The following is a 25,541-nucleotide window of genomic DNA, read 5'->3' on the forward strand; positions in this document are numbered from 1 at the left end:
CAAAGACCGCTAAGACTGAAGTTTCAGCTACGGAGATGAAAAGAAAATTTGTGCCAATTTCGGATACGAAGGGGTAATGGGTTAGATTTGTCCACATATTCAGAATTATTATCCACATTGTTTATAGATATATTGCTTTTTTGTGGATAAATATAAAAATTTTTTCCAAGTAAAATTTAAATAATTGATTTCAAATAAAAAATAACCTCATACTTATAATTTATAAGTGAGGTTATTTTTTATTAATGGGTAAAGTTAATGAGCATTGTAAAATTTAATGAAGTCAACTCGTAGATTTTCAACAAAGGCACTAAATTCATCGTCAGGGCCATTAAAGTTTTTAATTGAAGTTTCTATTTTTGAAATATAATCTTGATAATCTAAAAAGTTGCCAATATATGATTTAAATTTATCTATTGATATTAAAGCATCAGACTTGTTTTGCTTTTTAATTTCATCAAAGAATTTATTAAACACTATATTTATTTCATAAAATTTATCACCATGAGAAAAATTATCAATTTTTAATTCGTTGTCTTCAATTATAAAAGTTATTGGTATTGATGAGAAAGATCCATGAAGTTGTGTCCATATAGAAGCGACACAAACTTTATCAGATATATAATTAAAATTATTTACAACTAAAAAATCCGAAGAATATTTAGGTTCAGTTTGATAAAATTCTAAGTAATCCTCATTATTTATTTTATTAAATTTAAGATTTGACAAATAAGCACGAGAAAAATATTTTGAAAGTTCATTTAAAAGTTTTTCTTTAGTTTCATAAGGTGCTTTTAATCTATAATTTGAATATAAATCACTTCCAGGTATAGGCACTTTTTTATTAAAATCTAAGAAATTTAAATCGTTATAAAATTTACAACCATTATTTAATTTATTTAAGAATTCATCAGAAGAAAAATCTTTCATGTTATTTATATTACTTAAAAGATTTAAGCAATCATTGTTTACAGTATTTTCATCACCTATTACAATAACATCTTTTATTGAGCCACCCCAATAATTTAATAAATCATCTAATTTATTTGATGGTTTATTATTTGCTAGAAAAACACAACTATTAGTTTTACTAGCTAAAGCAGATAAGCATAAAGCATCATGATAATTCATGCCAGAAGCCATATAAACTTTTTCACTATCTATATTATTTATAAATGTATTTAATATATCATAATTAGTTTCATAGCGATCATCACCATAAATTCTATATGGATTAGGAACAGAAGCATCAATAGCTTCGCTTATAACACTAGGTCCACCTAATATATAAGAAAAATGATGGTTACTGTTATTTAGAAAATCACTTATGTTTTTAGGTAATTCATTTTCAGGTGTTAAAAGTATAGGCATCTGTTTTATACCAGCTATACTAGAAGCACTCAATGAATCCGCATAGTTATAGCCAGTTGCTAGAAAAACACCATTAGAAGTGTCAAGTTTTTTTGCAACTTCAAGGCTTGTATCATATCTATTTTTACCAGCAAGTCTAGTTGTATTTATGCCTAATGATTTAATGACATTTTCAACTTCATTGGAAATAGCACCTTCACCGCCAACAATAATGACAGTTTCAACATTTAGTCTTTTAAGTTCATCCTTTATAGATTTGTCTAACTCTTTAGGAGTTGTTAAAAGTAATGGAGCATTGTACTTTTTAGCAAGAGGAGAAGCACTTAAAGCATCAGCAAAATCTTCACCACTTACTAAAACTGCGTATTTAGAATTTTCCCAACCGTAAGAAGAAATTTTTGCAGAAGTTTCATATTTAGTGTTTCCATAAATTCTTTCTGTTTTAGGTTTAGCAAATGCAATAGAAGAAGTTAAGCACAATATCCCCAAAGTTAAAAGTAAAATCTTTTTTTTCATAAATATCATCCCCTTTAAATAAAAAAATATGATGTACTTCAATATATATAATCATAGTACATATAGAACAATACTTTATTACAAATATAATACAAATTTTTACAATAATGATATTGTTTGAAGTTGTAGCGTATATCCATATCGAAGACCGCCAAGATTGAAATCTCAGCTACGGAGGGGGAAAAGAAAATTTGTCCCAAACTCTGTAGGCGAGGTTTTAACCTTGCTGTTACACGGTGTTATTTTTAATATTGGAGCGATATCGAAGACCGCCAAGACTAAAGTCTCAGCTACGGAGGGGAAAGAGATTAATGTGCCATATATTTATTTAAATATTTTTCTGTAGGGTGGAATTCATTCCAACCATTTAAATGTGCCAATAATGGTATTATGAATGAAATGAATAATAATATAAATAACTGTCAAATGTCCATTGTCAACTGTCAATTGGCAAAGTAGGCGAGGTTTTAACCTTGCAATTACACGGTGCTATTTTATTGCTAGAATATTTTATGGAGTAAATGTATACTTTTAATTATTTGTAAATAAAAGGATTTTATTGTTAAAAAGTGCATGTATATATGTTAATATTTAACTTGTAGGAGGGGAAGAAAATGATAAACAAGAGATTGATATTTACTGCTGCGTTTGCTATGGCATGTACTTTATTAACAACTAGTGTACATGCTGAGGGAACGATTAGATGTAAAAGGTTATGGGGAAATGGAAGATATGAAACTGCTGTAGAAGCTTCAAAAGAGGGTTGGGAGAAATCTAAATATGCAATTATTGTTTCGGGAGAAAACTTTCCAGATGCAATAACGGCAGGACCACTAGCTAAAAAATATGAGGCGCCAATTCTTTTAACAACAAAGGATTATTTGCCACAACAAGTTATTGATGAATTATCAAGATTAGAAGTCCAATGTGCTTATATTATTGGTGGAGATGGTGCTGTATCACAAGAAGTTGAATTAGCATTAAAAAATAACAATATTGCTGTTGGAAGATTAGGTGGAGAAAATAGATATGAAACATCTATAAAGGTTGCAAATGATGTTGGAAATGAAGGTAAACTTTTTGTAGCAACAGGAGAAGGATTTGCGGATGCACTTTCAATTTCAACAGTAGCAAGTGTTAATAAAAGTCCTATAATATTAACACCAAAAAATAATTTAACTAACGATATTAAAGATTATATAAGCAAAAATAAAATAGAAAAAACTTATGTGGTTGGAGGAACTGGTGTAGTTAGTGAAAAAGTTTTTAATGAGTTTCCAAATTCAGAAAGAATTCAAGGTAAAGATAGATATGAGACTAATGAAAATGTAATAAATAAATTTAAGAATTCATTAGATTTAAGAATTCCATACGTTGCAACAGGAGAGGCATTTCCAGATGCATTATCTGGAGCAGGAGTTGCAAATAGAAAGAAATCACCAATAATATTAACAGCACCTAATGTTAAACAAAGTACTAAAAATTTAATATCAAACAATTTGATTAGTACCGTAGAAAGACCAGGAGTTGAGCAGCCAATTATACTTGGAGGACAATCAGTTGTTAGTGATTCAACATTAAAAGAATTAGGTCTTAATGAAATACTTTTTATGAGTGATAAAATTTTACCTAATTGTAATAATGGTAATTATAAAGTTAATGGAAACATAATGTTAGGAGGAAAAAGATACTCTAAGGGATATATATTTGAAAATAAATTAAAAGAATACACTTTTGATTTAAATAAAAACTTTAATGTTGTTAGTGGACTAATTGGCGCTAGTAATGGAAAAGCATGCAAGGTAGAAGTGTTCTGTGACAATGTATCAGAAGGTGTGTTCGAGCTTAAAGATGGGGACTTACCAATTAATTACAATATCGAGACAAAAGGTGTAAAAGAACTTAAATTTGTTATTCATAATGCACCAGAGCTAGGAAAAATAGTATTAGCTAATACTGTTGTAGATTATGATCAATTTAAAATTAGAAAAGTTAGTGATGACTTTGCATTTAATAGTGGATATTTAAGTGATGTTTTAAAACCTTACTGTGGCGAATATTACAAGGTTAATACTGGCATACAAATTGGTGAGGATGTTTATCCAAATGGATTCCAATTTGATAATTGTGAAAAGAGATATTCATTTAATTTAGATGGAAGATATACTATTTTAAATGGAATACTTGGAGTAAGCTCAGGTAATGCGTGCAAAATAGAAATATTATGTGACGGAGAATCTAAAAGATTAGTAGAATTTAATGGAACTGCAGCAAAGGTTAATTTGAATATAAATTTAAGTGGTGTTAATAAATTAGAATTCGTAATAAATGAACAACCTCAAAATGGAAATGTTATATTAGCTAATCCATCAATTAGATAATATAAAAAAGTCCCATACTCTTAAGTTAGAGTATGGGATTTAAATTTAACAAGTGCTAATTTTTTTCATTGTAAGATTTAATAAATTTATTTTTCATATTTTCAACATAAGATTTAAATTGATCTTTAGTACCATTAAATGAATTTAGATCAGTCCTAATATCTTCTATATAGTTCTTATCTGCTGAATCAATTATTACATAAGAAGAAAGTTTATTTAATGAAGATAGAGCAGTTTCTTTATCTAAAGCTTGAATTTTATCAAAGAATGAAATAAATATATCATATAAATCATAATAAGATTCAGCATTTAGAACTTTATCAATTTTAAGTTTAGAACCCTCAACAGTAAAAATAACAGGTGTAAAACTGTATTTTAAGTCATTGTTTGACCAAATAGAAGCAACACAATATTTATCAGAAATATAATCAATATTATTAACTAATAAAAATGTTGAAAAATAATTATCAGTAATAGGTTTTACTTGAGGAAGTTCTATATAATCATTATTATCAATTTTATTAAATTTAAATTTAGATAAAAAATCATGAGAAAAATATGAACCAAAAACATTTAGTAATTTTTCTTTTGTTTCATAAGGAGTTAATAATTTATAATTGAAGTATGCAGGATTATCTTTGCAATATACCCCATTGTTTGAGTCACTATATTCACCACGATTGCGATAAAACATACAACCTTCAGTTAATATATTCATAAGTTCTTCAGAAGAGAAATCTTTGATACTTTTAGTATTACACAAATTGCCTATAGAATTCTCATCAATAACATTTTCATCTCCAACAATTATCAAATTTTTAATTTTATCATTATTGTAAGTTAAAAAGTTAGAACAATCTAATGATTTTATTGGTCCAAGAATAACAGCACCATTATTTTTACTAGCTAATGAAGAGACACATAAAGCATCGTGAAAGTTTTGACCAGATGCTATATAAGTATTAGAGATATCTAGTACATCTGAGAATTCATCGATTATGCTAAGATTTGTTGAATAACGATCAATACCATATATTCTAAGTGTATTTTTTAGGGAATAATCTATATTTTCACTTATAATGAGAGGACTACCTAAAATATAGTTTTTATTAGCATTATTTTCTTTAATAAAACTATAGGTCTTATCTGGTAACTTATCTTTAGGTGTTAAAAGAATAGGCATTTGTTTTATGCCAGCAATGCTAGAAGCACTTAAAGCATCTGCATAATTATCTCCAACTGCAATAAATGCACCATTAGAGCAACCTATTTCTTTTGCTACTTCAAGACTTGTATCATATCTGTCTTTTCCAGAAATTCTTGTTGTACTAATTCCTAAAGATTTGATTTCATCTTCAACGCTATTTGAAACAGCACCATTACCACCAACAATAATTACATTTTTAACTTCAAGTCTTTGAAGTTCACTTTTTATAGAGTTGTCTATTTTTTGAGATGGTGTTATTAATAGTGGCGCATCATATTTTTTAGCAAGAGGAGATGCACTTAATCCATCAGCAAAGTCTTCACCGTTAACTAAAATCGCATATTTAGATTTTTCAAATCCATAAGAAGAAATTTTAGCAGAAGTTTCATATTTACTATCTCCATAAATTCTTTTTTCTGATGAGCTAGCAAAAGCTACTGAAGAAGTCAGGCATAGTAAGCCTAGGGTTAAAATAAAAATTTTCTTTTTCATACCATTAAACTCCTTTATAAATAAAATAATTATTAGTTCATGTATAAGTATAGTATAAATGGAAAATAGTGTATTACAAATTGAATACAAAATATTACATATGGTTTATAATAATGAATTAGTTTTATTAATGTGATTTTTATTCGATAATTTAATTAAGGGAGTTGATATTTATATGGGAAAATATAAGAGAAGTATAGTTATTTTGATAGTTATGCTTATTAGTTTAAATAGTAAAGTTTTAGCAGACACTAATAATATTGAAAGAATATATGGAAAAGATAGAGTTGAAACTGCTATTAAAGTTGGTGAAGATTATTTTAATAACTTGAAAGAAAAGTCAGGTGTAGCAATTTTAGCTCCAGCATTCAATGAAAATTTAGTAGATTCACTAACAGTTGCACCACTTGCATATAAACTTAGAGCACCTATTCTTTTAAATGATTCAAAAGATAAATTAAATGATAAAACTTTAGAAAGTTTAAAAAGAAATAATATAAAAGAAGTTTATATTTCTACAGGAAAAGGTGTTATTTCAGATAAAGTTGAAGAAAAATTAAGAGCTAATAATATAAAAGTAAATAGACTTGGTGGAAATAATAGATATGAAACTGCAAGAAATATATTAGATACTTTTCAAAAGTTTGGTGGAGAGGTGAACGAAGCTTTTGTTGTGTCTGGTAGTGGTATTGCAGATGCATTATCTATATCATCTTATTCTGCAAGATATGGGATGCCTATAATTTTAACAGAAAGTAAAGATGAAATAAGTAAAGAACTTGTAGATGCTTCAAGTAAAGCAAAAAGTGTTTATGTTATTGGCGGTGAAGGTATAATATCAAATCAGTTAGTTTCTAAATTAAATGGGGAACGTATAGCTGGTGCAAATAGATATGATACAAATAGGGAAGTTATAAAAAAATTATATAAAGATAAATTATCAAGAATTTATATTGCTAACGGACAAAATGAACATTTAGTAGATTCACTTACAACATCTATTTTAGCTGGATATAGCAATGCACCTATAGTTTTAAATAATAATTCAATAGATATTAATACAGCTAATATAATAGATAGTAAAATTGATTCAAATACATCATTAATAGCACTTGGTGGAGAAACTATTATGTCAGATGGGGTAGTTCAAAGCTTCGTGTACAATGAAAATAAAGATTTAGATGCAGTAAATGGAGCAAAAGAAAATCTTGATTTAGGAGATTTATCAAAGGTTATTTATGATTTAAATTTGCCTATTAAGGGTGAAAATGATGTGGACATAGAGTGGAAATCAAGTGATGAAAGTGTAATAAGTGCAAATGGGAAAGTTAAAAGACCTAACACAGAGAATGATGTAAAGGTGATACTTACAGCTACATTAACAAAGGGAAAAATAAAAGAAACTAAAGAATTTGTTGCAAATGTTAAAACTGTATACATAGAAAAAAATGATGCCATAGAAATAAACTCATTAGATGAATTTTATGATGCAATAAAAAATTCATTAGGAGAATTTGATGAAAATTTAACTTTAGATATAAAAAATTATAATAATAAAGAGTATAATCTAGAAGTTATTAATGATATATTAGTTGCGAATCCAGATATAAACTATGCATATTCAGGTGCAAAGGCAGGAATTTCAGGGTATCAAGATAGCCAAGAAAGAATAATGAAAATAACTTTTTTATATGAATTAGATAAGGAAACGATGATATATGAAAAAAATGCTGTAAAAAATAAAGTAGAGGAAATAGTAACGTCAATTATAAAAGAGGATATGAGTGATATTGAAAAGGAACTTGCAATTCATGATTACATAGTAAGTCATGCAGAGTATGATGTTGCAGGATATGAAAGTGGACAAGCAGCACCAGAAAGTCACAGTGCTTATGGTATTTTAATCAATGGTGTAGGTGTTTGTGATGGATATGCAAAAGCTACATATGAGCTTTTAAATAGAGTTGGAATTGAGTGCAAATTTGTAACAGGGAATGTTGTTAATGGTGAAGGTCATGCATGGAATATAGTTAAGCTTGATGATGGAGAATGGTACAATCTAGATGTAACTTGGGATGACCCTACATATATATATTCTAATAATAATGAAAATCATATTTCACATGAGTTTTTTAATATGAAAAGCGAGATTTTTAATGAAAATCACATAAGAAATAAATTTGAGCAAACATTTCCAAATTGTAATGGAATAAAATATTTAGGTGAAAATTTAATTTATAATGAAATGTAAACAAGGGTTAAGTTTTATATTATCATTATAAACCGCCAAGACTGAAGTCTCAGCTACGGAGGGTAAAAGAAAGTTTGTTCCAATTCTTGTAGGCGAGGTTTTAACTTTGCGATTGCACGATGTTATATTGAATGTTGTAGCCATATTGAAGACCGCCAAGATTAAAATCTCAGCTACATAGGGGAAAGAGGTTAATGTGCCATATATTTATTTAAATATTTTTCTGTAGGGTGGAATTCATTCCACCCATTTAAATATGCCAATAAAGGTATTATGAATGGAATGAATAATATCATCAATAACTGTCACATGGCCATTGTCAACTGTCAACTGATAAAGTAGGCGAGGTTTTAACATTGCTGTTACACGGTGTTTTTTTTAGAGTATAGCCATATCAAAGACCGCCAAGACTAAAGTCTCAGCTACAAAGGAGTAAAAGAGAATTTGTCCCAACTCCTGTAGGCGAGGTTTTAACCTTGCTGTTACACGATGTCATTTTGAATTTTATATCCATATTGAAGACCGCCAAGACTGAAGTCTCAGCTACGGAGGGGTAGGATGTTGATGTGCCATATATTTATTCAGATTTTTTTCTGTAGGGTGTAATTCATTCCAACTATTTAAATATGAAAATAAAAATAATATGAATGAAATTAATAATATCCATTTATGATGAATAATTTGTAGAAAAATAAAAAAATATTCTAATTTTATAGTAAATTTTATGATTTTTGTAATAAATAGTTTATAATATTATGAAATTATAGTTTATAATCTAAATATAGGTAAAATGCGATAAATTTAGGAACATAATAGTAACCTATTAGAAAGGGGCGTGACATTTTATGTATTTTGATTTGAAAGACATTATAAAAGAATCAAAAGTAGGTTTAGATGAAGGAATAGAAATTGGTTTTTCAGGTAAAGATTTTTCTTTTAAAAAGTTTCGATATGAAGGTGAAAATATTATTCTTGTTTTTAAGAAAAATGACAATGAAGTTGAGATAAGTTTAAATAACAATAGATTAAAAGAATCTATTAAAATAGATGAAAATATAGAATGTGAAGTAGATGAGATAGAAGAATTAGTTGAAGAAAGTGGAAATAATCTTTACACAGATATAGATGAATTTGTGGATGAGGTAATAGATGAAGAAAATAAAAATCCAATAAATGAAGAAATAAATATTAATAAAAGTGAATTAGAAGAAATTATTGATGAAAGTTTAAAAAATGAAAATGATGAATTAATTGAAACGAAAGAATATAATTTTAATATAATAGAACAGTATCAATCACAAATTGCTAAAACATATAGTGAAAATAATTTAGAAGAGAATAAAGAATTTTTAGAAGAGATTGTAGAAGAAGATATAGTTCATGAAAATCTGAAGATACAAATAGAAGAGGCTAGTTACAATATTTTAACTAAAGTTATGATTATAAGATTTAATGAGCCTATTGATAAAAATATCTTAGAAAAGGATTTTTTTGATATATTTGATATAAGCTTACTAGAGTATGATGACGAATTGCTTAAATTTATGAGCAAGGTAAAGGATATAAAACAAGGTAAGGTTAATACAGAATTTGAAATAAAATTTGAAAGTTCTCAAAGCTTAGATTTAAGTAGAAAGATTAGCATTAAATTTAATAAAGGATATATGGAAAAGCAATACAACTATTTAGTTAGTGATGATAAATTAGAAATTGAGTTTGAAAAATATTATATAAAAAAAGAACATCATATTATGAAATCCATATTTGGATTAGATATGAAAAAAATTGTTGAGGAAATTAATTTTAATTGTAATGTAAATGAGTTTAAGATTTGTTTTGAAGATATGCCAATGAATTTTATATATAAAGCATTAACAGTATCAAAGGAACAAGATAAATATTTCGTAGCAATAGGAAATGAAAAAGTTGAATTTGAAGATACTGAGGAAAAGTATGAAGGGTATATAGGATTTAAAGAAGCAAAAATAAATTTAGAATTACCTACGGGAATAAAAAAACAATTAAATTTATATTTTAAATTTTTAGAACATGCAGTAATAGCTATATGGGATGAAAATTCATTTTCAGATGAGTTTATAAATTATATGAAAATTAAAGATGTAGTGTCAATATCAGTAGGATAAAGAGAGAATTTAATGTTCTCTCTTTTTTTATGGAGTTTAATTTTAAATATGAAATGAGAATTAATTTTTTCAAAATGGTGTTAATGTGTCAATAAATATGTAGTGTCAATTCTTGTAGGCCAGGTTTCAACCTTGCAATTACATGATGTTATTTTAAATTTTGTAACCATATTAAAGATAGCCAAGACTAAAATCTCAGCTACGAAGGGGTAAAAGAAAACTTGTGCCGTATATTTATTCAAATATTTTTCTGTAGGGTGGAATTTATTCTACCAATTTAAATATGCAAATAAGAGTATTATGAATGAAATGAATAATATTATAAATAACTGTCAAATGTCCATTGTCAACTGTCAATTGATAAAGTAGGCGAGGTTTTAACCTTGCTGTTACACGATGTTATTTTGAATTTTATATCCATATTGAAGACCGCCAAGACTAAAGTCTCAGCTACGAAGGGGTAAAAGAAAACTTGTGCCGTATATTTATTCAAATATTTTTCTGTAGGGTGGAATTTATTCTACCAATTTAAATATGCAAATAAGGGTATTATGAATGAAATGAATAATATTACAAATAACTGTCAAATGTACATTGTCAACTGTCAATTGATAAAGTAGGCGAGGTTTCAACCTTGCTGTTACACGATATTATTTTTAATGTTGTAGATATATCAAACATCGCCAAGGTTAAAACATCAGCTATGAAGAAAAAAGAAAATTATGCCAAGTTGGAGACTACTAATACTAAAGTCTTAGCTACATAGGTTTCCTAACTACGGAGAGGTGAAGAAAAATTGATTAAATAGAAAATATAATTGGGAATGAATAAATATTTGATATTTTGGAAAGCTAAAATAGTATTGTTTTACAGAAAGGGAGGATATAAAGCAATGAGAAAACATGATTTAATTAAAGCAATGACAGTAGCTATGAGCGTAGTTTTAAGTAGCAATACAATAGTTTTTGCAGCACAAGATAGCAATAATTTAGGTACATTAAAAGGACAAAATGCCATAGAAGTTATTTATATGATGAATGTAAATAATAGTGAAGGTTTTAAAGTAAGTTCAGCTAAGTTTAAGAGTGATAAAGAAATAGAAGTAGTGTTTACAGATAAGGTTGATAAGGATTACATATTATATAAAGATGGACGATTAATAGGAGAAAATATTAAAATAATTTTAAAAGGTGAAGATAAAAAGTGTGATTTAAAAGCAATTTTATCTGAAGATGGAACAAAATTAGTTATAACAAAAGCTGATGGAACACCATTTAATGGTGAATATCAAATAATAGTAAACGAAATGATTAGATCATCTAAAGGAGCACAGATTGAAAGCTTTAAAACAGATATTTCTTCAGAAAATACTAAAAGAACATCTAACATATTAGAAGATAAAAATCCAGAAAAGAAAAAAGAAGATAAAGAGAATCGGGAATATAAAAAACAATGTAATGATAAATGTAATGAAGAAGCTGAAAAAAAATGCAAAGAAAAATGTAAAGAAAAATGCAAAGATGATCCAAGAAAAGATGCAGAAAAGCGTTGCATAGATAAATGCAAAGAAAATTCAAAAAAAGATTGTAAGGATAAATGTGATGGTGAATGTCAAAAGAAGAAACAACAATTAAAAATTAAAGATAAAGAAGACGGTTCAAATATAGAAATAAAAACTAAAGAAAAAACAGAAATAATTGATAAAAATAAAGAAGAAAAAGATTTAAAGAAAAATAAGAAAGAAGAAAACAAAGCTAAAGAAAAATGCAAAGATAAAGCAATGATAAAAGAAAATTACAGTGAAGAAAAAGCAACAATAAAAGAGGAAGAAAACAAAGAAGATAAAGAGAAAGCAACAATAAAAGAGGACGAAAATAAAGAAGATAAAGAGAAAGCAACAATAAAAGAGGAAGAAAATAAAGAAGATAAAGAAAAAGCAACAATAAAAGAGGAAGAAAATAAAGAAGATAAAGAAAAAGCAACAATAAAAGAGGACGAAAATAAAGAAGATAAAGAAAAAGCAACAATAAAAGAGGAAGAAAACAAAGAAGATAAAGAAAAAGCAACAATAAAAGAAGAAAATAAAGAAGATAACAAAAATGAAAAAAGACATAATGCAACAGAAACTATAAATTGAGTTTAGATAATAGTATTCCGTTGGGATTTAAAAATGAAGTCTGGGTAAGGCTTCATTTTTTTATTTGAAATTATATTTATATAAGCTGAGTTTATACAAAATAAAAAGGAAATATATCACAATGGATTTTGGATTACAAAACACATCAATTACAGATTAAAGAAAAAGAGAATTTTAATATTATGTTCTATTATATGAAAATATAATTTAGTTATAGAAAGTAAAATGGGTCAAGGGGGGTTAATTTTGTTTGGAATATGTTGTAAAATGTAAAATGGAATAAAGTTAAGTATTAAGCTAAAATTTATTCAATATTAGACGATAATTTTATATAGTCTAATATTTGATAAAAATTGTATTTAATTATACATAATAATTATTAATCTATTAAAGATGGGGGGATTATATGAAAACAAGATGGAAATCACTAATGGTAGCTGTTTGTTCTATGATGATTATATCAACTACTGCATATGCTATAGATAAAAATGTATTAGTTGGAAATACTCGATTTGAAACTGCTACTGAGGTTAGTGAATATGGATTCGAACAAAGCAGTAATATAGTATTAGTAAATGGTGAGTCAATTGCTGATGCACTTTCAGCTACACCTTTTGCTAAGTTAAAAGAAGCACCTATTCTTTTAACTGAAAAAGACAGGTTAACAGATGTTACAAAGTCAGAGATTAAAAGATTAAAAGCTAGTAATATATACATTGTTGGAGGGAAAGGCGTTGTTTCTGATAATGTTGTAAGTGAGCTTAAGAAAATAGGATATAATGTTTATAGAATCTATGGTCAAACTAGATATGAAACTTCACTTAATGTAGCAAAAGAAATAGATAAAATTAAGAGTGTGAGTGAAGTAGCAGTAGTTAATGGATACAATGGTTTGGCAGATGCACTATCTGTAGCTTCACCAGCTGCAATTAGAAATATGCCAATCATATTATCATCTATAGATGAGTTAGGTAGCGCTGAAAAGTGGATAAATAGTAAAAGCATAAAAAAAAGCTACATAATTGGAGGAGAAGGAGTTATTTCAAGATATCTTGAAAGTAACTTAAAAAATCCTCAAAGAATATATGGTGTAAATAGATGGAAGACAAATGCTAGAGTATTAGAACACTTCTTTAATCAAACAGAATTATATAATATATATCTAGCTAAAGATGGAGCCGCAAAAACAAGTGAACTTGTAGATGCACTTGCAGCAGGTCCAATTGCAGCTAAGCAAAATTCACCAGTGATGTTAGTTGGAGACAAATTAGATGTATGGCAAGAAGAATACTTAAAACCAAGAAACGCTAAATCAATAACTCAAGTTGGTGGAGGAGTTAGTATAAATTCTATTGAAGGAGTTATTAAAGCATTAAACTTTAAGGAAGTAAATGAAACAGAAGTATCTTATGTTGATTACTTAAATTGTCAACAGATAGAAATTTATTTTGGAAGTTCAATAGATAAAGATTCAGTAATTCAAAATGGAAAATTAAGAAAAGATGCAATAGAAATTACAGCAAGAGATAACTCTGTTGAGGGAGAAATTACAGGTCTTGATGAGTTTAGTGCAAGACTTGAAGAGAATAATAAAAAGTTAGTAATAACTAGAGATTTAAGTACAGAAAAAATATTTAATGGAACTTATACTATAAGAGTTACAGATAAAATAAGAACTGAAAAAGGTTATCCAGTAGAACCTTATGTAATTGAATTACAGATAAGAGATACTGTTAGACCACAGGTGAAAAATGTAATTTATGATGATGTATATGGAAATCTTTCAATTTCATTTACAAAACCAATAAAGAATTTTCCTGTTATAACTATAGATGGGAAAAAAGTCACTGAAGATAATAATGTTGAGTTTTTAGAAACTAGAGATAAAGTTATTTTAAAAAGAGAGAAACTTAATGAATTACAGTGTATTGGAAAAACAGTTCAAGTTATAGTATATGGTGGAACAGATTATAGAAATTTAGAGATGATAAGACATGCAAGTAGTTTAAGACTTGTAAAGCCAGGTGAAGAAAGAAAAGTTGAAGAAGTTAAAATTAAAAATGCTAAAGAATTTACAATAACATTTGCATCACCAGTAGATCAAGCAACAGTTGTAGATGCTAATGGTAAAATATTGAAAAGCAATTTAAAAATTACTTCTGAGGGGACTGGACATGATAAGAACAGTCAAATAACTAGTGGAGATGAATTATATGGAACATTTTCTCCAGATAAGAGAACATTGACTGTAAAAAGAGAATTTAATAATGACAAGAATTTTAACGGGAAATATAGAGTTGTGGTTACAAGTAGTGTAAGAACTAATGATGGGGCTGATTTTGTACCATATGATGGTGCAATAGAATTACATGACAACTTAAATCCAGAAGTAATAAGTACAATGTATGATAGTGTAAATGGTGTTGTTAAGATAATATTTAGTGAGCCATTAAAAACTAAGCCTACTATAACAATAAAAGGTGGGCTTTTAGGTAATAAACCCGCAGAAGAATTTAATACTACTTCAGAATTACTTTTAAATGAAACAAATAAAAGTATGATAACAATAAGCTACAATGCTTTAAAGATTCATAGATTAGTGGACACAGATTATCCAGATGGAACAACATATAAACTTACAATAAAAAATGCTACAGACTTTAAAGACAATAAACAAGTTGAAGATCAGTATGTTGACAGAGATATTCATATAAAGCCTATTTATGAAGGATTTAAAGTAGACAAGGTTGTTGAGTTAAACACAGATAATAAACCAGGTATAAATGAATATTTAGTTTATTTTAATGAAAAAATATTTAGACCTAGTGTTGATAATTTCTCTATTGAAGGAATTGCAGAAAAAGCATCTGATGTAATGCTTGTAACTAATCCAGAAACGAATGTATCTGACCAAAAAGTTGCAAAAGTTATCTTTGGAAATGGTTATGTAAATAAGGGAAACACAATAACAGGACTTGCAGATCAAACATTGGTGATTAAGGATGTTAAAGCGCAAAGTGGAGCTATATTAGCTGAAAATGTTGCGAATGTAACAGTTAGAGATAATACATCTCCTAAATTAATAGAAGCAACATTAAAAGATAATTCAGGTAATCATAATATTGTTGAGTTGAATCTAAGATTTAGTGAACCAGTTAAACTAAAGGATACAAGTATGGATGAGCTTACTACATTACAACAAACATTTGATTTTGAATCTGAAATTAAATATTTAGATTACACTGGAAAAGTATCAAATGTAAAATTAGGAACTAATCAGTTAAATGATTTAGAAGAAACAGTGTATGATAAAGAAAGTATAACTTATAAATTTACAAAAGATAATGTGGAAATAATTGATAATGTAAATAATGTTAAAGGATTCAATCAACTTATAGCAGGAAGTGGATTTAAAGTAATAGCTGGACCTGGAAAAAGTTTTAAGGATGAAAATGGTGTTAGCTTTAATGCTAATAAGGATGGAAACGAATTAAAAGACAAAGATATACCAACATCTGTAGAAGTAAAAAGAAAAAATATATATATAGGATATATATCACAAAATGATCCATATAGAGAGACTAATGGAGAGCTTGGATATAATATATGGTTTAGTGAACAACCTAATATTTATGGATCAACTGTAGACATAGAATATAGTTATAAGGGCACTGATAATAGAATAAATCAAAAGGATATAGAGTATAATTCAAAAGATGAGAATATAGGAAAACTTTCATTTAAGAAAAATAGCATAAATTTAGGTGGTATAGGGAATTCTGTAGAAGGTAATATGATTATAAAAGACGTATATTCAAAAAATGGAAGTGGCAATATGTTAAATTCAGTGCCTATAGATAGGGTTAAATTAAGAGATAACATGGAAGTAGTATTACAAAACGCAAAATTTAACGCTAGTACATCTAGCTTAGAATTAAAGTTTAGCGATAATGTTGATAGTGAAACAGTTAAAAATTACTTTGCAAATTCTATGAATATGAATAGTAATGGAAGCTCTTTAACTAAATATCCTATAATAGAAAGTGTTAACCCAGCTAATGTGCCAGCTAAGGAGATAACAATAAAATTTGATTTAAATTTAGCTTCAACAGAATCTAAAAATGCAAGTAGAGATGAGTTTTTAAATTTTATAATGAATGAAGATTTAAAATTGAAAACTCTAAGTAGTACTTCAAAAGGATATATAAAGGATACTAGGGGATGGCAAATTAAACCAGATACAAATATTGATATTATCCAAGATAATAAATTGGCATATAGTATTGAAAATATAAATGCCACATCTGATGTTGAGATAAGTAGTATAGATTATGAATATAATAGTAGTGAAAAATATCTTATATTTACATTTACATCACCAGTTGATACAAATGTTGTAAAGAATGGATGGATGAACACAATAAAAATAAATAGGGGAAATGAGAGATTAATAAATTTCCCAACAAGTAGTTCAGAAAAAATAGATGAAAATAAAGTTAAATTAACATTAGCAGGTGGAAATTTAGATGCATTCCACAGCTTTATGATAGTAAATTCTACAATAAGTGCAACTACAGGATACTATCCAATGCAAGCAAATGAAAGGAATGCATATAATTTGATTACAGATAATATTGGAACTTTAATTCATTCTAAAAAGCCAGGTTCAGTTTTAATAATTAATGTTAATAATTTAGAAGAAAGTACAGATACTCCTTAATAAGAAAAGCTAGCATTATTTGCTAGCTTTTTTTGATTTATTTTCCATGAAGTAAGTATTAATAATGCATTATTATATTCGATAATATTTATATGTAATTTTATAAAACATTAGATCATAATAATTATCGAATATAATAATATAATGATGACATGTAAAGAATTTTTAATGTAAAAAGTAATGCTTATTTTATTTCATTAGAAATATGTGTTATTATTTATTATGGTAATTATTTGACAAAATGGAACAAATCTTAAAATGTTAATGATTTATGTAGTTCAAATTAAATTAAAAATTATATTTCAAATTAAGAATTTTATTTGAAGGGAGAGCGGATATGAGTAAAAAACTAAAACGTATGCCTAGTATTTTACTAACAATTATGATGGTTTTTAGTTTTATTTTTACATCAACAGAAGTTTTTGCAGCAAATAATGACCTTTTGTCATTAAAAAAGCTTTATGGTAGAAATAGATTTGAAACAGCAGTTGAAGTTAGTAAGGATGGTTGGGGATACAGTAATTATGTAATTATAGCAAATGGTTATGGCTTTGCAGATGCACTTTGTAGTGCACCATTATCAAGAATTGTAGATGCACCATTACTTTTAACAGAAACAAATTCCATGCCTACAACAACTAAAAGGGAAATAGAAAGACTTGGAGCTAGAAAAGCATACATAGTTGGTGGAAGTGGAGTTGTAAGTTCAGGTATAGAATCACAACTGAAAAGTATGGGATTAACTGTTACAAGACTTGCTGGAAGAGATAGATATGAAACATCTGTAGCTGTAGCAAATGAAATAAAAAGAAATACAGCAATAAAAGATGTTGTAATTGCATCTGGAGAAGAGGTTTCTCAAGGTGTGGATGCATTGTCTATAGCACCTATAGCAGGAGAAGCTAAAATGCCAATTATATTAAGTAAAAAATCATCTTTGACCACTTCAGCAATAAATTGGATTAAGAGTAATCATATACATGTTTCATATGTAATTGGTGGTTCAGGTGTATTATCAGACACAGTATATAAACAAGCATCAAACTCAAAAAGAATATATGGAAGAAATAGATATGAAACTAATCTTCAGATATTAGAAGAGTTTGCTAATTATATTGATTTTGAAAAAGTATATTTAGCAAAAGGAGAACAAGCAGCGGTTATAGATGCATTAACATCAGGACCTATTGCTGCAAAGGAAGGGAATCCTTTAGTTTTAATAAATGATGGAGTTGAACCAAGCTTACAAAACTTTTTACAAAAATATGCACCATCTAAGCTTGTTGCTATAGGTGGACAAGTTGCTAATGATACTGTATTTCAAGTTGGAAGAGTTTTAAATTCTGAAATAGCCACAGGAATAAGTAAAGTTACAATAAATGATAAAAGAAGAATAACTGTTGATTTTAATGGAGTACTTAATGGTTATCAAGCTTCTAAAATAGAAAATTATATAATTTGTGGAAGTATGGTTCAATCAGCAACAATACAACCAAATTATAGAACAGTGGTTTTAAGACTTAAATATGATTTAGATAAGAGCGCTCTTTTAAATTTTGAAGGAGAAGCTAAAAACATATTAGGTATAAATATGGATGTAGTATTTAACAAGGGAAACACAAATATAGTAGACAATGTTACAGACTTAGATAGACCAAGGGTTACAAGTGTAGAAACATTAGATACTGTAGATGAGGGTGGAAACAAAATTCTTGTTAGATTCTCAGAAAAAGTATTAGAAGCAGATGTTAGAAGAATTTCAAACTATAAAATAAGAAGAACTGATGGAACATATGTAACAATAAAAGATGTTAAGTTTGATGTAGAAAATGAAGATCAAGCTACTTTATATACTGAAAGTTTAGATTATGCTGGAAGATATCTTGTTGAGATTTCAGGAATAAGAGACCTTGCAGAAAATACTATGGAACCATTTAGTGAATACTTAGATATATTTGATACTGGATCACTTAAAGTTATAGAGTATAATGCTAGGGCTGGTACTTATTATAATAGTAAGAAAATAGATATTATCTTTAATAAGAAGCTAGATAAAATAAGTGCTACTCAACAAAGAAATTATACATTATTGGATGCACAAGGAAAACCAATAAATGGAGCAGTTGGTTCTATTGATTTTGATGAAGATTCTAGAGATAGAGTAGTTGTTGAAGTTATAAACTTAAAATATGATGGAGACTATACTTTAGAGATTGCAGGAATAGCTGATTTATCAGGAAATAACTTAGCGAGAACACCACTAGAACTTAGAAATTTAATTGTTGAAAAACCAAAAATAACTGAAACTCCATATGTAAGAAGAGATACGGATTTAACAAGAAGACAAGTAATTCTTACATTTAATCAAGAATTAAATAGTGGAGATGCAGCTGATATTCTTAATTATTCACTTAGCTATGCAGGTGGAGGTATTTTAAATACTAATATAGAAGATGCAAGATATAGTTATGATGGAAGTAAATCAACAGTAACATTATATTTAAGCAATGTTAATATTGGAAAACATAGTTTAAATGTAAGTGGAATAAGAAATAAAGGTGGATACCAAATGGATCCAACTACTGTAGAATTTGAGATAGTACAATAATATATAAAGGATTATGGATATGTTTTCAATGTATTCATAATCCTTTTTAATTTAATATGATAATATATTTTTTACAATTAAGTTCAAAAGAATTGTGAAATAAACTTTGTAAAAAAAGCAATTAAAAACTCAAATAAAAAAGGAAAATAATAATATTGATAGTACATAATTCGACTAACAACTAATAGGAGATATGATATTATAAATGTATAAAATAAATTTACAAATAAACCCAAACTAACACTAAAATAACTTTACTAATACAGAGACGTATTGGAAGGAAACTTCACTAAAATTGAATCTCGAAAATTAATGCCTTATTTAATAGGGCATTAATTTTTTACTTTAATATATTATGTAAAAACTAAGGTTTAAGTTTATTAACAAGTGAATTTGAAGCATATAAAATGAAATTTATAAAAAAATTTTTTTCAATATTGAAGAATTTTTGTACTTAATTAAGCAAATATATATACATGCATAAAAAATAATTTAGAAAAATATAAGATATAAATAAAAAAATAAAAAATTATTTTACAAAAAAGAACAAAAACAATAATTTTATAGTGTATAACAATAAAAGAACTGTGGCAGAAAGCTTAAAGTTAAATTAAAGTTACAATGTTCATACATGAAAAAATATAGAAAACTTTCTAAAAAATTAAAATAAATACAAAAAATAAAATTTTAGCTTTATATTTTAAAATATTTAGAAAATTGTATTGAATAAGTGTGATAAAAGGATTATAATAATAATGAATTTAAAATGCGGGTTTATATCAGTTGACCCGAATCGATTTGAAAAAATTAAATTATTTTTAATCCATTCTGTGAAAAGCTTGTTATATGGGAATAACAAGCTTTTCTTATTTTGCAAAATATTACACAAAAACTACATTAAATATAATAACCTTAAATTTACATATATTTGGTGATATAATAGAATTGTCTGAAAACGTTTAATCATTTACAGCACTACAGTTATGGTTTTATTATATTTAGGGTTTAAAATGGGGGATTTTCTTATGATATGTATAAAGTGTAAATGTAAGATGAATAAGGCAAACAGTTATTGTGAAAATTGTGGAGCTTTCCTTGGAAAGTTTGATAATACTACAAAAGATTGGATATTTAATAAAGTAAAAAGTTTAAAAAATAAATTTAAACTATTACCTATACAAGTTAAGGGTGCTATATTTGCACAGATTTTAGTTATTATTATATTTTTTTTGGTATAATTTACATTGACTAAAAACTTATAAAAGTGCTGTAAATGCTTAGATTTATGTAAATTTTTAAATTAATAATACGATAAAATAAGTGATAATGATACAAAAAAAGAAAATTTAAAATGAAATTTTATATTTTTATGTATTATAATGTAGATATTGTAATTAAATTATAAGATAAAACATATTTAAAAATTTAAGCAATATTAAAGACAAAATAAGCATAGTTTATAAAATAAAAGGGAGGAGTATGATGTGAAAAAAATAGCAAAAATAGTTTCTTCAGTAATTTTAAGTATTGGTATAATAGCCAATTCTACACCGACATTTGGAGCGGTTGACATTGGAACTGAAGTGAAAAAAATATATGGTAAAGACAGATATGAAACATCAGCTAAAGTTAGTCAAGAAGGATGGGACAAGGCTAATACAGCAATAATAGCAAATGGAGAAGGATTTTCAGATGCACTTTGTAGTACACCACTTTCTAAAGCTGTTGATGGACCAATACTCTTAACAACAACAAGCAAACTTCCAGTGGCAACTAAAAATGAATTAAAAAGGTTAAAAGTAAATAATGTTTACATATCAGGTGGAGCTGGAGTAGTAAATAAAAATGTTGAAAATGAAATAAAATCTATGGGAATTAAGGTTACTAGGCTTGGTGGTAAAGATAGATATGAAACTTCAATTGCAATAGCAAATGAACTAAGTAGATTTGTAAATATAACAGATGTTATGCTTATATCTGGTGAAGAAAGTACACAAGGAGCAGATGCTTTATCAGCAGCACCTTTAGCAGCACTAAATAACATGCCTATGCTACTAGCATCCCAAAAGACTATAACTCCAAATGTTAAGCAATGGATATTGAATAAAAATCCTGATGCAACTTATGTCATAGCATCAGATAAGACCATAAATGATAAAGTAGTAAATGAGCTTCCAAGAGTTGAAAGGGTTTATGGGAAAGATAGATATGACACTAACTTAAAAGTACTCCAAAAATTTAATTTCTATCTAGAATATGAAAATTGTTATGTAGCGCAAGGTACACCACCAGGAACTGTAGATGCACTTACAACAGGACCTCTTGCAGCTAAAAAGTCATCGCCATTAATATTAGTTTCAGATAAAGTAAACTCGTCTCAATCACAATATTTAAAAGGAATAACTTCCAATGGAGTTATTGGAGTTGGTGGAGCAGTATCAAATGATATATTACTTCAATACTCTAAAATATTTGATGATAGAATAGCAACTAAAGTTAAAGCATTAACTATTCAAGATAAAAGAAGTATAATATTAGAATTTGATGGAATAGTTAAGGAAACGCCAGCATCAGATAAAGAAAATTATGAGATTTTAGGAACAACTATTATAGATGCTAAATGTATAGATGGTTATGATAAGGTTCAACTTACTTTTAAAAGTGATTTAACTGAAAGCAAAATAAGTCATTTAGAAGGTAGAATTAGCAATGTAGTTGGAGAAAATATACAAATAAGTTTTAACAGAAAGAATATACAAGTAACGGATAAGGTTACAGATAAGGTTAAGCCTAAAGTATCAGCAGTTAGTGTATTAGATATTGTTGATGGAACTGGAGCAAATAGTGTTAAAAAGAAAATTACTGTAAAATTTAATGAAGCTATAAAGGAAGAAGATGCATTAGATAAAACTAATTTTAGAATAACAGATAAAGAGGGCAATATTTTAACTATATATAGAGCTGAATATAGTAGTACAAATCCTGAAGAAATTCATTTAATTACACCAAGTGTTAATGATACTTCAAATTATAAGTTAGAAATTAAGGGTATTAGAGATTTATCAAATAATATAATGGAGCCATATTCAAAGACTATTAGTTTAAAGGATACTACAAAACCAGTTGTAAAACATTTTGAAATTACTAATACATCTGATGAAAATGTAAAATTTGTAGATATTACATTTAGTAAAAGAATGGATGAAAAGACAGCTACAACAAAAACAAATTATGTAATAAAAGATTCAACAGGAAAAACAGATGCAAATATGATTAGAGAAATACAGTTTGACACATTAAACAAAGATAGTGTTAGAATTGTATTACAAAATGTAATTTTAGATGGAACTTGTACTATGACAATAAAAGGTGTTAAAGATACCATTGGAAATGTTATGGAACAATATGAAAGTAAATTAGTATTAAATTTAAATAGACCATTGATAATTACACCAGTGCCATATGATAACCCAGGAAAAATCGGGAAAAATAATTTTATTATAAGAATCGAATTTGATAGACCAATGAATGAAAAAGATGTTAAAAATCTTAAAAACTATTCATTAGTTTCTGAGAATAATGTTGTCATACAAATGGAAAGTGCAGAATATAACGAAATTACTAAAATTGCAACAGTGACAAGTAAGACATTAACTGAAGAGGGATTATATACACTTCAAGTTAAAGGAATAAAAGATTCTACAGGAGTAGAAATAGAAACAACAAAAATATCACTAGAAACAGGTGTAATATCTAGGCCAAGTATGACTAAACCCATACTACAAGATTCAGAAGGAAGAAATAAAACTATAATTATAGAATTTGATGAAAAGATGGATAGTAGTAGTGTACAATTAGTATCTAATTATATGTTATTTAATAGTAGTGATGAATCAGATTATGTTAAGATAAAGTCTGCAAAATATACAAGTACTAATATGGGCGGATATGTAACACTTGTAACGGATGAAATAAATAAAAATGGGGATTATATATTGAACGTTAAAAATCTAAAAAATATTGCGGGTGTAAGTATATTACCAAATGAATCTTTAATTAATATAACGAATATTAGACCTAGAGTAGAAAAAATTATAGCAAGAAAAGATGAGAAAGATAATTATTCAACTTTAAATATAGTATTCAGTGATTTAATGGACGGTGGAGAAAAAACTCCTAGCAATTACTCATTAACTTATCAAAATGAAGAAATTATAAACGTAAATAGTGTAAAATCATTAGGTAGTCAGGTTTTATTAGAATTAGATGAACCGATAGAAGCAAGTGTTATTTATACATTAAAGGTAACAGGAATTTATTCTGGAAGCTTAGAAATGGAACCATATGAAGTTAAGTTTAGAAGAAAAATAGAGCCATCTTCAGATAATGATGCACTAATTATAATAAATTAAAAAAAAGGTAGTTCAAAATGAACTACCTTTTTTATTTGATTAAATTAGAAATAGCTAAAATATTTATTTAATAAATTATATTGTAAAATAAGTTATAATTTACAATATAAAGCTAGTTTCACGTTTAATAGTATCCAAGTTTTTGAATTGACACTTATAAATAATTAGCATGAAACTCTAAAAATAGTTATATTAGCAGCATAAGGTATAGTTTGTGAACAATTTGTAGAACAACATCCATTATTGCAACAACCTATTAGTAATGGACCAGAGCCAAGGTTCTTTAATTGAACTACAGTACATCCATTTGATCTAAATAATGTTGATCCAGATACTGCAGAACCAGGAACACTTGAACAACTTGAACCCATAACACAATTATCTACAGATAAACCTACTGCTGTTTGGCAATTACTTAAGTTACTTACATTCCAAGAAGCATAGTATAAACCAGGCTCTTTTATTCTAATTTGATTAGTTGGAGTGTTAACTTGAGCATTTCTAGTTGAAGTTATAACTCTATTAAATGATATAGGACTATTAGCTGCAACTGTTTGACCAGTAGTACCTTCAGCAGCACCTAAAGATATTCCATATCCAGCAGGAACTCTTCCAGCTGGTCCTTGTATACCTTGAGGACCTTGAGGACCGCGAGGACCAGTAGGACCAGTAGCACCACAAGCACCACAGTTACCACATGGACCACATGGACCAGGGCAACCCTTAGGACCTCTTAAACCTCTAGGACCTTGAGGACCTTGAGGGCCAACAGGACCACGAGGACCTTGAGGTCCAGGAATACCTTGAGGGCCTCTAGGACCTACAAGATTGTCAGGGCAAGCACAACCACCACAATTAGGGTCTATGTCACCACAGTGACATCCATCATCTTCATAACAATAGTCATTATCACAATCACTTTGATAACAATCGTCAGTATATTCACAGTTATTTGTATTGTCATCTAAGTTAGAATTATCACAAGAATCATTGTTTTGTTGAGAATTAATAAAATTCATAACAGCTTCTATTTTTTGTCTTGTATTGCAATCTAAGCTACTTAAATCTATAGGTGATTTAAAACTCATACGTAATCTCCTCCTATGGTTTAACATTCTTTAACATTATTTTCTAATGTTTTCTATATATACTATGACTTGAAAAAACAAATTGTTACATATTCTTTTAAAAAGAAAAATTAAATATAAAAATATAAATTTTAAAGCAAAATATAAAAACATTTTGTAAAAACAATAAAAAATGATAAAATATATATAACTATATACGATAAATATAGGGAAG

At 27.4% G+C, this 25,541-nt stretch carries 12 protein-coding genes; 9 read left to right on the top strand and 3 right to left on the bottom strand.

Annotation, left to right across the window (positions count from 1 at the left end):
* Positions 1-255 precede the first annotated feature (255 nt).
* The gene (locus BN346_RS20750) at positions 256-1,887 is read right to left on the bottom strand and encodes a cell wall-binding repeat-containing protein (RefSeq protein ID WP_051540532.1); all 1,632 of its coding nucleotides are present in this window, start codon (positions 1,885-1,887) and stop codon (positions 256-258) included.
* 614 nt (positions 1,888-2,501) lie between these two features.
* On the opposite strand from BN346_RS20750, the gene BN346_RS20755 reads away from it, so the two are divergent.
* Entirely contained in the window at positions 2,502-4,268 is a 1,767-nt protein-coding gene (locus BN346_RS20755) for a cell wall-binding repeat-containing protein (RefSeq protein WP_051540533.1), read from the top strand.
* A 55-nt stretch (positions 4,269-4,323) separates the two neighbouring features.
* On the opposite strand, the gene BN346_RS20760 is transcribed toward BN346_RS20755, so the two are convergent.
* Entirely contained in the window at positions 4,324-5,967 is a 1,644-nt protein-coding gene (locus BN346_RS20760; protein WP_051540534.1) for a cell wall-binding repeat-containing protein, read from the bottom strand.
* Positions 5,968-6,142: 175 nt separating this feature from the next.
* On the opposite strand from BN346_RS20760, the gene BN346_RS20765 reads away from it, so the two are divergent.
* The 8 genes from BN346_RS20765 (at position 6,143) to BN346_RS19470 (ending at position 24,239) form a co-directional block, all read left to right on the top strand.
* Positions 6,143-8,218: a cell wall-binding repeat-containing protein gene (locus BN346_RS20765; protein WP_051540535.1), complete on the top strand. Its 2,076-nt coding sequence runs from the start codon at positions 6,143-6,145 to the stop codon at positions 8,216-8,218.
* Positions 8,219-9,063: 845 nt separating this feature from the next.
* The gene (locus BN346_RS19445) at positions 9,064-10,362 is read left to right on the top strand and encodes a hypothetical protein (protein ID WP_040330772.1); all 1,299 of its coding nucleotides are present in this window, start codon (positions 9,064-9,066) and stop codon (positions 10,360-10,362) included.
* A 634-nt stretch (positions 10,363-10,996) separates the two neighbouring features.
* Positions 10,997-11,128: a hypothetical protein gene (locus tag BN346_RS22280; RefSeq protein ID WP_278245526.1), complete on the top strand. Its 132-nt coding sequence runs from the start codon at positions 10,997-10,999 to the stop codon at positions 11,126-11,128.
* Positions 11,129-11,254: 126 nt separating this feature from the next.
* Positions 11,255-12,499 (top strand): hypothetical protein, encoded by a 1,245-nt coding sequence (locus BN346_RS21825; RefSeq protein WP_040330773.1) that lies wholly within the window; start codon positions 11,255-11,257, stop codon positions 12,497-12,499.
* A 406-nt stretch (positions 12,500-12,905) separates the two neighbouring features.
* Complete coding sequence (locus BN346_RS20770; protein ID WP_051540536.1) at positions 12,906-17,219, top strand: cell wall-binding repeat-containing protein; 4,314 nt, start codon at positions 12,906-12,908, stop codon at positions 17,217-17,219.
* A gap of 337 nt (positions 17,220-17,556) precedes the next feature.
* Complete coding sequence (locus BN346_RS20775; protein ID WP_051540537.1) at positions 17,557-19,827, top strand: cell wall-binding repeat-containing protein; 2,271 nt, start codon at positions 17,557-17,559, stop codon at positions 19,825-19,827.
* Between the two features lie 1,025 nt (positions 19,828-20,852).
* Positions 20,853-21,065, top strand: coding sequence for a hypothetical protein (locus BN346_RS19465; RefSeq protein ID WP_040330774.1), 213 nt, complete (start codon positions 20,853-20,855; stop codon positions 21,063-21,065).
* Positions 21,066-21,311: 246 nt separating this feature from the next.
* Positions 21,312-24,239 carry a cell wall-binding repeat-containing protein gene (locus BN346_RS19470; RefSeq protein ID WP_040330775.1) on the top strand — a complete coding sequence of 976 codons (2,928 nt, stop codon included), beginning with the start codon at positions 21,312-21,314 and terminating at the stop codon, positions 24,237-24,239.
* Between the two features lie 164 nt (positions 24,240-24,403).
* Here BN346_RS19470 and BN346_RS20780 read toward each other — a convergent pair whose 3' ends face one another.
* Positions 24,404-25,327 carry a complement C1q domain-containing protein gene (locus BN346_RS20780; protein WP_051540538.1) on the bottom strand — a complete coding sequence of 308 codons (924 nt, stop codon included), beginning with the start codon at positions 25,325-25,327 and terminating at the stop codon, positions 24,404-24,406.
* Between the last annotated feature and the right edge of the window lie 214 nt (positions 25,328-25,541).

This window comes from Clostridium ihumii AP5, from assembly GCF_000612845.1.
Lineage (GTDB): Bacteria > Bacillota > Clostridia > Clostridiales > Clostridiaceae > Clostridium_J > Clostridium_J ihumii.

Coding starts and splice junctions, on each gene's coding strand:
- BN346_RS20780 (WP_051540538.1), bottom strand. CDS start 25,327: ATGAGTTTTAAATCACCTATAGATTTAAGTAGCTTAGATTGCAATACA.
- BN346_RS20760 (WP_051540534.1), bottom strand. CDS start 5,967: ATGAAAAAGAAAATTTTTATTTTAACCCTAGGCTTACTATGCCTGACT.
- BN346_RS20755 (WP_051540533.1), top strand. CDS start 2,502: ATGATAAACAAGAGATTGATATTTACTGCTGCGTTTGCTATGGCATGT.
- BN346_RS20765 (WP_051540535.1), top strand. CDS start 6,143: ATGGGAAAATATAAGAGAAGTATAGTTATTTTGATAGTTATGCTTATT.
- BN346_RS19445 (WP_040330772.1), top strand. CDS start 9,064: ATGTATTTTGATTTGAAAGACATTATAAAAGAATCAAAAGTAGGTTTA.
- BN346_RS20775 (WP_051540537.1), top strand. CDS start 17,557: ATGAGTAAAAAACTAAAACGTATGCCTAGTATTTTACTAACAATTATG.
- BN346_RS20750 (WP_051540532.1), bottom strand. CDS start 1,887: ATGAAAAAAAAGATTTTACTTTTAACTTTGGGGATATTGTGCTTAACT.
- BN346_RS20770 (WP_051540536.1), top strand. CDS start 12,906: ATGAAAACAAGATGGAAATCACTAATGGTAGCTGTTTGTTCTATGATG.
- BN346_RS19465 (WP_040330774.1), top strand. CDS start 20,853: ATGATATGTATAAAGTGTAAATGTAAGATGAATAAGGCAAACAGTTAT.
- BN346_RS21825 (WP_040330773.1), top strand. CDS start 11,255: ATGAGAAAACATGATTTAATTAAAGCAATGACAGTAGCTATGAGCGTA.